Origin of the sequence: Microcoleus sp. MON1_C1 (assembly GCF_036701945.1) — a bacterium.
GTDB lineage: Bacteria > Cyanobacteriota > Cyanobacteriia > Cyanobacteriales > Microcoleaceae > Microcoleus.
This window is the reverse complement of record NZ_JAUBRO010000065.1, coordinates 18,478-30,785: the sequence shown is the minus strand read 5'-3', so window position 1 is coordinate 30,785 and position 12,308 is coordinate 18,478. Positions and strand designations below refer to the sequence as shown.

The window sequence follows — 12,308 nt, the reverse complement described above, 5'->3', positions numbered from 1 at the left end:
TTCCCTTTCATTTATTATCAAACTTTCCTATTTTACCATAGAAATCCATATTTACATCTCAAATGGAATTGCTATAGCTCTAAAACTTAAGAATTATCAGTAATTAATTGTAGGCGCAACGGCTGGTATGAAAGTGCCGATGCTCGATCGACCCTACACCACCCTATGGTCAAATTCCATTAATTTTTATTGCCGAAGCTTGACAAACAGACCGAGAAGATGTATGGTAAGCGCATGGTATCTTTTGTATAACTAGAAGAACTTCAGACCTATACAATAATAGCAACTGTCTTAGGTGCAAGCTATGTCCCCAGAGAAAGCAATAATTCTTGATTTTGCCGAGACAGACGCGATGAAATCTATTCTGCCGAATACCTCAATCCTTTCGAGTCACGGCGCAAATTGGGAGGGAATTCATGTCGAATATCATTGTCAGCCGCCAAACGAATCTCCCGAACACTATCTGCAACAGCACAGCATTGGCATACTATTCTCTTCAGCTATCGGGGGAGTAGGACTGAACGGGAAACACTACGGTAGCGAACCGTGCCAAAGTGGAGAGATGTTCATCGCTGCTGCTGGTACTGATTTTCAGTCACATGCAGTCGAAGAACATGAATTTATGGCGATCGCTCTTGAACCTACCGACTTCGACAATACAGTTTACGAATCGACAAATTCAAACCTGATTGAAATTATACCGCACTGGAAAATCAGCGATCTGTTGATTTTCGGCATTGCTTGGGCCCTCAAAACCGAACTCGCATCGGGTGGATTAAACGGTACTCTTTATGTCGATGCGCTGAAAAACGCGCTTTCGCTTCATATACTGCACCGCTATTGTGCACAAAAAACCAAGATGAGCGATTTGGAAGGCGGTTTAGGCCCTCACAAATTACAAATAGTTATTAATTACATTAATCACTACCTACACCTAGATTTGCACTTAACTGAACTTGCTAATTTAGTGCAGATGAGTCCTTATTATTTCGGTCGTTTGTTTAAACAATCAATTGGAGTCACGCCCCATCAGTAAGTGATTCAGTGCCGGATTGAAAAAGCCAAACAGTTATTGAAAAGACAAGATTTATCAATAACCTATATCTCGCAGCAAGTCGGGTTTCACGACCAAAGTCACTTTAGCAAGACTTTCTGCAAACTTGTCGGTTTGACTCCTAAGAAATATCGCGATCAACTTTAATAAAGGTAACACCCGCAGTCTGGCAGGGGTTTTTAACCCCTGGCGGGCTGTCGGACTCTCGGACTTACCCAAAGTTTTTAGCATTCTTGAGTTTTTGCATTCACCCACAAGTCCGGCGGGGAATTAATTCCCCGTCTCATAGCGAAAGTCGGTTGAAACCGACTGATCAATCCAATTAAATTATCATCAACACCAGTCCTCTTTGAGAGGACTTTCCCTATGAGACAGGGGTTTTTAACCCCTGGCGGACTCTCGGACTCTCGGAATATCGAACTGGCGGAATGTCGGACTCTGGCACTTACTGACTGATCGCACCCGTCAGCGTTGTTACAATTATTCATAAAATTAGGTAAAATTTCGCAAGAAAATTGTATTTTTCGCAAGTTTTCCGCAATAATTTACTATAAAGCAGAGCTCGTACTTGTATATACTTAGTCGCATAACATAAACCAGGGGTACCAGCTATGAGCTCTCAAAATCAACAGGCATCTTACGGTCAAATTCCCTTAAGTTTTATTGCAAATGCTGGACAAACAGACCCGAATGTGAAATTCCAGGTGAAAGGTGCCGGTCACAGTATCTTTTTTACTCCAAACGAAATTTCTTTCGTCGCCTTCCAGCAACCCAATGAACCGGGGAACCAAGCCACAAATTCTTCAGTTGTCCGCAGCAGCTTAGCCAACAGCAACCCGAATCCCACAATTTCCGGGCTGGAAAAATTGCCGGGAGTTGCTAACTTTCTTTTAGGCGAAGATTCTAGTCAATGGCAGACTAATGTGCCTACTTTTAACGGCGTTGTTTATCAAAACGTCTATCAAGGAATTGACCGCGTTTTTAAAGGAACAGAAGGACAACTTAAGAGCGAATTCTTGGTTGCACCTTTTGCCGATCCGAGTCAAATTAAGATGAACTATAGTGGTGTTAACGACATCCGGTTGCGCGACGACGGAGCACTGATATTAGAGACACCGCTAGGCGAATTAATTGATAACGCACCGATAGTTTATCAGGACATCAACGGACAGCGGGTGAATGTTCCCGCCGCTTACAATTTATTAGGAAACGGTCAAGTTAATTTTAGTTTGGGAGATTTTGACCGCACTCAACCCCTAGTTATTGACCCGGTTTTAGCTTACTCTACTTACCTAGGTGGCAGCGACAATGATGGCGCCAATCGCATGACTGTAGATAGCACAGGTGCGGCTTACATTATTGGCACTACTGTTAACAATTTTACGACTACTCCTGGTGCGTACCAAATTACGCCAGCCGGTAACGCTGATTTCTTAGTTACCAAAATTAACCCGGAAGGAACTGCCTTAGTTTACTCTACTTATATCGGCGGTATTGGTAATGAATACGGTTTTGGGATTGCGGTAGACAGTCAAGGTAATGCTTATTTAACCGGACAAGTCGATCCGGGTTTTCCGACTACACCGGGTTCTTTTCAACCTACAGCACCTAATTACACTGCTGCGGCAACTAAACTCAATGCAGCCGGCAATGCGTTAGTTTATTCTACCTTTTTAGGCACGAGCAGCAGCGGCGCCCTAGGCAACGGCATTGCGGTAGACAGTAACGGCAATGCTTATGTTACCGGATTAACAGGCAACAATTTCCCCACCACTGCCAATGCCTCCCAACCTCAAATTGGAGGCGACATTGATGCGTTTATTACTAAAGTTAATCCAACTGGCACTGGTTTAGTTTACTCTACTTATTTCGGCGGTAGCGCTCGCGAAGACGCTCAAGCCATTGCCATAGACAATAATGGTAATGCCTACATTACCGGCCTTACTTATTCGACTAACTTACCCTTGACTAATGCCTTTCAAAGTATAGGGGGAGGTGGCCTATATGATGCTTTTTTGAGTAAATTTGACGCGAATGGTGTGCGTAATTATTCCACTTATTTAGGTGGCAGCGACGAGGAAAAAGGTGCTGATATCGCTGTCGACAGTTCTGGAAATGCTTATGTTGTAGGAACTACCAATTCAAGTAATTTCCCTAGAGTTAACCAAATTGAGGAGCTTTTTGCAGGTGTTGGTAATGATTTTTATAGCAGCGATAATGCTTTTGTCAGCAAGCTGAATCCTGACGGTTCTTCTTTGATTTATTCAAATTATTTGGGCGGCAGCGGAGATGACAACGGGCATCGCATTACTGTAGACAGTGCGAATAATGTTTATGTGACGGGGGATACGACTTCGACTAATTTTCCGACTAAGAATGCTATTCAAAGTGTCAGCGCTGGGGGGAAGGATGCTTTTTTCACGAAAATTAATTCGTTGGGTTCTGCCTTGGTTGATTCTACTTATCTGGGCGGCAGCGGCGACGACTACGGTAATGGTATTGCGGTGGATGCTTCTGGTGCAGTTTATGTGGCGGGAGGTACTAATTCTACTAATTTGCCTACAGCGACTCCTTGGCAAGTCGCGAATGGGGGAGGTGACTCTGATGCTTTTATTGCTAAAATAATTCCTGGTGGGCCACAGGTCAAGATTGTTGAGTCGGGCGGCAGCAGTAATGTAGCAGAAAGCGGGACGACGGATACTTATACAGTGGTGTTGACTAATCAGCCTACTGCAAATGTGGAGATCGCACTCAATACTGAGAGTCAAATTCAGCCTATTGCTGGCATTAGTTTCACTCCAACTAACTGGTTTGTACCGCAAACGGTGACAGTCAGTGCAGTTGATGATACCGTAGCTGAAACTTCGCCGCACACGAGTCCGATCGCTCACACTGCTATCAGTACCGATACTAATTATAACGGGACTACTGCAAGTTTTACGGTTAATGGCATTGTCGGCAACACGGTCAATGCTAACATCACTGATAACGACACCGCAGGCGTTAGCATTACTCCTGCTAACACGACTGCTACGGAAGGCGGTGCAAACGGAAGTTATAGCGTTAAATTAAATACTCAACCGATCGCACCTGTTACGATTAACTTGGCTACAGGCAGTGAAATTCAACCAATTACCGCACTTACTTTTACCGCTACTAATTGGAATGTCGCTCAAACTGTCGCGGTGGCTTCTGTGGACGACAATTTAGTTGAAGGAAATCATGCAGGGGCGATCGCCCATACTGCTACCAGTACCGATACTAACTATAACAGCATCACAATTCCGGCTGTTAGTGTCGCCATTACCGATAACGACACGGCAGGCGTTAGCATTACTCCGACTAACACGACTGCGACGGAAGGCGGTGCAACTGGAAGTTATAGCGTTAAATTAAATACTCAACCAACAGCACCTGTTACGATTAACTTAGCTACAGGCAGTGAAATTCAACCAATTACCGCACTTACTTTTACCGCTACTAATTGGAATGTCGCTCAAACTGTCGCGGTGGCTGCTGTGGACGACAATGCAGTTGAAGGAAATCATGCAGGTGCGATCGCCCATACTGCTACCAGTACCGATACTAACTATAACAGCATCACAATTCCGGCTGTTAGTGTCGCCATTACGGATAACGATACAGCAGGTTTCAGCGTTGCACCTACCAACATCACTGCTACAGAAGGCGGCGCAACTGGCAGTTACAAAATCCAGCTAACTTCGCAACCGACGGCACCGGTTACTATCAGTTTCAATACTGGCAATCAACTTAATCCGATCGCCACACCTATTACTTTTGATAGCACTAACTGGAATGTCGCTCAAACTGTGACTGTTACTGCGATCGACGACAATGTAGCACAAGGAACCCACAGTGGCACGATCGCTCACACAGCTACCAGTACCGATGCCAATTATAACGCCAAAGCGATTCCCGATGTGACGGCATCGATTACTGATAACGATAGCCCTGGTGTTTCTATTGTCCAGGCAGGCAGTACAAATATTGCTGAAGGCGGTGCAACGGCTACCTACGGCGTGGTTTTGACTAGCGCACCTGCTGCAAACGTCACGATTAATTTTGACACTGGGACTCAAATTAGTGCGATCGCACCTCTGACTTTCACCCCCAATAATTGGAATGTTCCTCAAAATGTGAGTGTTAGTGCGATCGATGACAGCATAGCCCAAGGAACCCGCAGCGGCACGATCGCTCACCAGTCTGTCAGTACCGATATCAAGTATAATAACCTGACAATTTCTCTTGTGACTGCGACGATTGCTGACAACGATACGGCAGAGGTGATTATTACACCTGCGAGTACAACTGCTACTGAAGGCGGTGTCACAGGCAGTTATACACTCAAGCTTTCTTCGTCGCCGACGGCACCTGTGACGATTAGCTTTGATGCGGGAAATCAAATAAGTGCGATCGCACCGATTACCTTCGACTCTACTAACTGGAATGTGGCGAAACCAGTCACAGTAACGGCTACAGATGATACGGTTGTGGAAGGAAATCATGCGGCGGCGATCGCACATACTGCTACCAGTACCGATGTTAATTATAACGGCATCACAATTTCACCTGTTAGCGTCGCCATTACTGATAACGACACTGCCCCAACACCTCCAACGCCAACGCCTGTCACGCCACCAACGCCAACGCCTGTCACGCCACCAACGCCAACGCCTGTCACGCCACCAACGCCAACGCCTGTCACGCCAACACCAACGCCTGTCACACCTCCAACACCAACGCCTGTCACGCCACCAACACCAACGCCTGTCACACCTCCAACGCCAACGCCTGTCACGCCACCAACACCAACGCCTGTCACACCTCCAACGCCAACGCCTGTCACGCCACCAACGCCAACGCCTGTCACGCCACCAACGCCAACGCCTGTCACACCAACACCGACACCACCAGTCACCACAGGCCCACAGAATAATTGGTGCGGTGTAGAAGCTGGATTAGATCAACTTCAGAAAATTCTTGACAACCAATTACAGGCAGTTAACCTACCCATTATCGGCCCCCTCAAGAACATTTCCCCAGATTTTATTAGCAACTTCAAGACTAAGCTAGTCGATGCAGTTAAAAATGGGGCAAATCAAAGTATCAGTCAGTTAGAAAGTAGCATCCGCACAGCACTTGGGCCAGATTTCACAGTCGCTCTAACTGGGAATTCAAGTGCTGACGAAAACACGTTGCTAATTACCCTTGGCAAACAATATCAGTTTCCCGACATCAATCTCTCGAAAAACTTAGGAGTACCCGCATTAAGCTTAGATGTAGATGGAAAAGCCAAATCAAAATACAACTACAACTTGTCCCTAGGAGTTGGTGTCAGTAAAGAGTTTGGCTGCTACATAGATACCGACAAAACAAAGTTAACAGCCCAAATAGACTTGGGTCTAGATGACCAATTCAAGGCAAAAGGCAACTTAGGCTTTTTCCAAGTAGACCTCGCCAACGATCCCAAAAAACCGACTAAAGTCGATGCCAACCTAGAAGTCAAGCTGAAGGACTTAGACAATCTTGGTGGGCCCAATGATGGCTCTCGCCTCACCCTGCCAGAACTGCAAGGCAGCTATCAGTTCAAAGACTTATTCAATGCCAACTTAAAGAGCAATGCCAATCTCGGCTTGCAAGCTAAAACCACCATCAACGGCAATGCTGCATTCCCCTCCTACAACTTTGACTTAGCAGTCAATTGGCCGCTTCTAAATTACGCCAACGGTCAATTAACGGGGTCCCAAAACCCCACAGTTGAGTTCAACAACACTCAACTAGATTTAGGCACATTTGTCAATAAATTTGCCAAGCCTGTTGTGGGTAAAATCTCTGATGTGATTAAACCATTTCGACCAGTTATTAATTTCTTAAATACCGACACCAAGTTGCTTTCAAAACTTGGGATAGCGGGGCCGTTTGATAAAAATAAGGATGGCAAGGTATCGGTGTTAGAATTGGCAGCCAAAATATCGGGTCGCGATATTGACACTCGCTTTTTGGATGGAGTTGCCAAGGTTGACAAAGTGGTGAATTTGGCAAACCAAATAGCCAACTCTCCCGATAAAATCGACTTGGGATCGTACAGTCTGGGGGCGATAGATGTTTCTCGTGCAAATACCAATCTTCAGAAGGCTGTCCCCGTTCAAAAAAGTGTTGCACAAACAGCTTACCAACAAATTAATTCCAAAACGAGTGGCAAGACCAAGGAATTCTTAAATGCTTTAAAAGATATTGAAGGTTTTGATTTGCCACTTCTGACTAAGCCGCAAACTGCCATTCAATTGCTGTTAGGTAAACCGGATGTTCCCCTCTTTACCTACAATATGCCCAAACTGGGATTTGATTTTAACATTCAGAAAAATTTCCCGATCTGGGGGCCGATTCAGGGTTTACTGCAAGGCAAGTTTAGTGCTTCAGCTCATTTAGGATTTGGGTACGATACCTATGGATTGAGTGAGTGGAAAAAATCTAATTTTGCTACGGGTTCTGCTGGCAAAGTTTTGGATGGATTTTATGTGAGCGATCGCCTGAATGCGGACGGCACAGGACCAGATGTTGACGAACTTACACTTGATGCTAGCATTGCCGTAGGTGCAGGGTTGAATGTTGGCGTGGCCGAGGGCTATGTCAAAGGTGGAATTCAAGGCAAAGTGGGCATTGATTTGATAGATATCGGAGAGTTCCAGCCCAAAAAAGGCGGTGATGGCAAAATCCGAACATCGGAAATTACTTCCCGCATCAGCAAACCTTCGGCACTGTTTGATGTAACTGGTCAAGTTAATGCTTTCCTCGGTGCTCAAGTAAAAGCATTGTTACCAGAATTCTGCAAGAAAACAACTCCGGCAGTAAAGGTTTTTGGAGTAACCATTATTCCTTCAATAACCATCCCTTATCCTTGTGGAATCAACTACAAAACAGTCTACGATAAGAACTTTGCCACATTTCAGTTAGCTAACTTTAGTGTAGGGCCGAGTGCTGGCAGCAGAGGCAAAGCAATTAACGGTTACATGGCAGGGGCTACAGTCTTCTTTGACGGCAACTTTAACGGTCTTCGAGATGACAATGAACCTTTCACGATTACTGATGCTTCGGGCAGCTTTGATTTAGATGTTACTCTTGACAGTTTCGACAAGAATAACAGCGGCAACCTCGACCCAGATGAAGGCAGAATTGTCATTACCGATGGCATCAATACCTCTACTGATTTGCCTCAAGAAGCCCCTCTATTTGCCACGCCGGATGCTACGGTCGTCACTCCGTTAACTACTCTAATGACTGAGTTAGTCGAGCAACGGATTAGCATAAATGAGGCACAGAATCGGGTAAAATCAGGACTTGGATTGTCGTCAGGAATTGACTTGACTAGCTACGACCCGCTACAGGCAATTACTCAAAACGATCCGAACGGGTTAGCTGTTTATGCTGCACACGCTCAGGTACAAAATACCATTGTTTTGACAACAAATTTAATTAGCGGTGCTTCAACTACTGCTAAGAATGAAATTGCCGATGGCATTATTTCCACTATTGCCAATCAAATTAAATCCGGCGCTGTCGATTTAACCAATCCCGCACAATTGCAAACCGTCATTCAGTCGGCTGCAACTCAACTGCAAGCACAGACAGCATCGAATCTTGCACCGGAAGTTGCTAAAATTATTGCAGAGGGCAATCAGCGGATTGGTGCGATCGCATCCAGCAATTCCTCGCCTTCAGATGCAGCCACCGAAATAGCCCGGGTACAACTGGTAGAACAGGGTGAAGTCGCCAAAGACTTGCAGCAAGTAGCCGCAGGAACTAAAACGATTCAACAGGCGAGCTCAGAAAATACAGGCACATCCCTAAATACCCAAATTCAGTCGGCGACAGCTAACAACCCTACTGTCCGCAATACTGTAACAGATGACTCCACCGCACCTTCAAATCCCGAAGAACCCTTACCCGATAGCGGTATTGAATTAGTCAAAGACGGTCAAAACTTTACCGAAAGCACTGATGGTGATGATACTCTAATGGGTAGCGCTGCTGATGACATTTTGCGCGGCAAAAAGGGCAATGATTTCCTCTTTAGTCTTGATGGCAATGATTGGATGAATGGCAATCAAGGCAGCGACTTGACAGATAGCGGAATCGGCGACGATACTCTCTACGGCGGTAAGGGTTTTGATACCTTGACAGGGGGCCCTGGTAATGACTTCATTTCTGGCAATCGAGGCGAAGACATCCTGATGGGTGAAAAGGGCGACGATACTCTCTACGGCGGTCAAGGTAATGATATCTTGGTAGGAGGTGAGGGTAACGATTACCTCAGCGGCGATTTGGGAGATGATACTTTACTGGGAGGCATCGGGGGCGATCGCTTTTTACTATCTAATGATTCGGGCATCGATACCGTTGCCGATTTTGAAGATGGCAAAGATTTGCTGATTCTCGGTAATGGAGTGACTTTTTCGCAATTGGCCATTACTGAAAGTAATGGCATAACTCAGATTAGTTTTGCCTCAACCGGAAAAGTTTTTGCTTCTTTAATTGGAGTATCGTCGAGTCTGATTGGTGTCGCCGATTTTGGCTCAATCTAGTAGCAAGTAGTCGCAGATAACCGTAGTTATCTGCGACTCTCAGAGATTGGGGCTAATACTTGAGAATCCGAGAGTATATCTACTTACCATAAATTGGTAATAAACTACATCAAATCTCCGGAAGAAGCCTAGACTGGGACGCAGACATATTGAGTAGAATTAATCTATATTGCCACTGCGTTCACCAATAAAGATGGCTATAGTTATATTTACTGATTTTGGCATTTAAGTGGGATTCAATACCCGCTCAATTGCCGCTCAATACCCTCTTGCTGCTAACTGCAAAGCGGGTTATGGCGAGGGATTCTCGGAGGAATTATGATGAACCTAAATTTAGATACTATTTTCTCATCGCTGATGAACCCGGCACTGAATGAGTTTCAGGCTTGGGCTTTGCAAAACCCGGAAGAAAGTCTCAGCAAAACGATGCTACCGCCGATCGCCCTGATTGAGGGTTTGATTGCCAACGAACCCACATATTTGCCACTAAAACGGCTGGCTTTCGGAGCCAATTTTTGCTGCGCGGGGCAAGTCGTGATGGGAGAGTTTGACACGCTAGAAAAAGCACTCACATCGCCCCAGGCGCGCGGATGGCGGCTTGGTACTTCTGTACTCGATTCCGATGGCGCGCCCAACCAAGATGTCGGTGGCAGAAACCTTTTTCTACTGTCTTTGTCCGATCGCGCCACTGATGGTAGCAGCAACCACGCAGCATTCCGAAGCTGTATGCAGAAGTATCTCTTCAACAGTGCCACAACAGATCGCCAGGGAGACGCGATCGCCCGACGGTTGCTCGATCGGCTAGCCGCCGATTATGCCCAAATGCCACACGGTGCGGGGGGAGCGTTTTTTACCGATGTCAAGCGGGGTTGGATGGGATTTTTAGTCCGATACCTGCACTACGTCATCTTTGGGATTAATCCAGACGATTCAGAGTCGATCGAACTTCTCACCGAATTGCATTACACCCGCCAAAGCCCGCTGCACTACTTCGCCGTCATCGGCAACCTGCTGCAAAGCCTGAACGTCTTTGGACACGGGGATTTGTCCGCTCTAATCGAGCGTGCAGCGACTATCTATGAGAATTCCCCAGCTTTAGCCGACTTCGAGGAGAGCTCGGAAAACAACGGCATGACTAAGCGGGAATTGGCGAAGCTGATGACATCGATTATGGGGATAGCGGGACTGCAAGGCCCTCTGCACCTAGGTAACACGGCAATGGGATACCGCCCTCTCCCCGCCTATAAAGGACAGCAGACGGCGGAAATTAACCCGACTGATTTTTGGGATCGGCTCGATTTGGACGATCGCCAGTCGATCGAGCTCTTCCTCCTGGAATGCGCCCGCCTCTGGGCTCCCGTCAGCGCCACGCACCGAGTCGCCACAGAGCCATTCACCGCAACGTTAGCGGGCAAAGAGCGCACTTTCCCAGCCGGAACCAAGGTACTGATACCGCTCAGCCTGGGACTGCTAAACGAGAGTTTCTGGGGCTCTACGGTATACGAATTCAACCCTAAGCGCGAGAATCTGTGCCCTTTTCATATGGGATTTCATTCGGTGGGCGATCGTAGCGCGGGACGGATTTGCCCCGGTAAAGACATCGCACTCAAGATGCTGGTGGATGTCGTGAGTACGGTAGGCAAAGTGCGACGAGCCTCTGAGCCGAATTTGCAGGGGTAATCAATCCAAAAGCTCGCATCAGAAAGCGGTTGGAACTGAGATATTGCACCCTTCTCGCTTAACAGGCCCGACGGCGCACCCCACAAGACATCAAGTTTATTGTGGGGTGTCCCCCCCGCCCCTGAATAACTGATTGGCTAGGATGCAAGATGTGAGTTGAAACCGCACGCCACATAAACTATCGATCGCTCGATCGACTAAGAAATCAAGGGGGTATCTAATAGGAAACCAAAACACAACTATTTTGAGGATAAATAATACCATGTTAATCGAAACTAAGCGGGAATTGGCGAAGCTGATGACATCGATTATGGGGATAGCGGGACTGCAAGGCCCTCTGCACCTAGGTAACACGGCAATGGGATACCGCCCTCTCCCCGCCTATAAAGGACAGCAGACGGCGGAAATTAACCCGACTGATTTTTGGGATCGGCTCGATTTGGACGATCGCCAGTCGATCGAGCTCTTCCTCCTGGAATGCGCCCGCCTCTGGGCTCCCGTCAGCGCCACGCACCGAGTCGCCACAGAGCCATTCACCGCAACGTTAGCGGGCAAAGAGCGCACTTTCCCAGCCGGAACCAAGGTACTGATACCGCTCAGCCTGGGACTGCTAAACGAGAGTTTCTGGGGCTCTACGGTATACGAATTCAACCCTAAGCGCGAGAATCTGTGCCCTTTTCATATGGGATTTCATTCGGTGGGCGATCGTAGCGCGGGACGGATTTGCCCCGGTAAAGACATCGCACTCAAGATGCTGGTGGATGTCGTGAGTACGGTAGGCAAAGTGCGACGAGCCTCTGAGCCGAATTTGCAGGGGTAATCAATCCAAAAGCTCGCATCAGAAAGCGGTTGGAACTGAGATATTGCACCCTTCTCGCTTAACAGGCCCGACGGCGCACCCCACAAGACATCAAGTTTATTGTGGGGTGTCCCCCCCGCCCCTGAATAACTGATTGGCTAGGATGCAAGAT

5 protein-coding genes are annotated in these 12,308 nt (G+C 47.0%); all 5 read left to right on the top strand.

Translation table 11 applies throughout. The features are described 5' to 3' along the window. The first annotated feature begins 304 nt into the window (after positions 1-304). The 5 genes from QUA62_RS25880 (at position 305) to QUA62_RS25860 (ending at position 12,157) form a co-directional block, all read left to right on the top strand. Positions 305-1,036 (top strand): AraC family transcriptional regulator, encoded by a 732-nt coding sequence (locus tag QUA62_RS25880; RefSeq protein WP_333407617.1) that lies wholly within the window; start codon positions 305-307, stop codon positions 1,034-1,036. Beyond that, complete coding sequence (locus tag QUA62_RS29530) at positions 1,037-1,201, top strand: helix-turn-helix transcriptional regulator (protein ID WP_445301719.1); 165 nt, start codon at positions 1,037-1,039, stop codon at positions 1,199-1,201. A gap of 464 nt (positions 1,202-1,665) precedes the next feature. Beyond that, positions 1,666-9,657: a DUF7948 domain-containing protein gene (locus tag QUA62_RS25870; RefSeq protein WP_333407614.1), complete on the top strand. Its 7,992-nt coding sequence runs from the start codon at positions 1,666-1,668 to the stop codon at positions 9,655-9,657. A gap of 318 nt (positions 9,658-9,975) precedes the next feature. Beyond that, positions 9,976-11,337 (top strand): cytochrome 450, encoded by a 1,362-nt coding sequence (locus QUA62_RS25865; protein WP_333407613.1) that lies wholly within the window; start codon positions 9,976-9,978, stop codon positions 11,335-11,337. Between the two features lie 262 nt (positions 11,338-11,599). Then, on the top strand, positions 11,600-12,157 hold the full coding sequence (locus tag QUA62_RS25860; protein ID WP_333407612.1) for a hypothetical protein: 558 nt from the start codon (positions 11,600-11,602) through the stop codon (positions 12,155-12,157). Positions 12,158-12,308 lie beyond the last annotated feature (151 nt).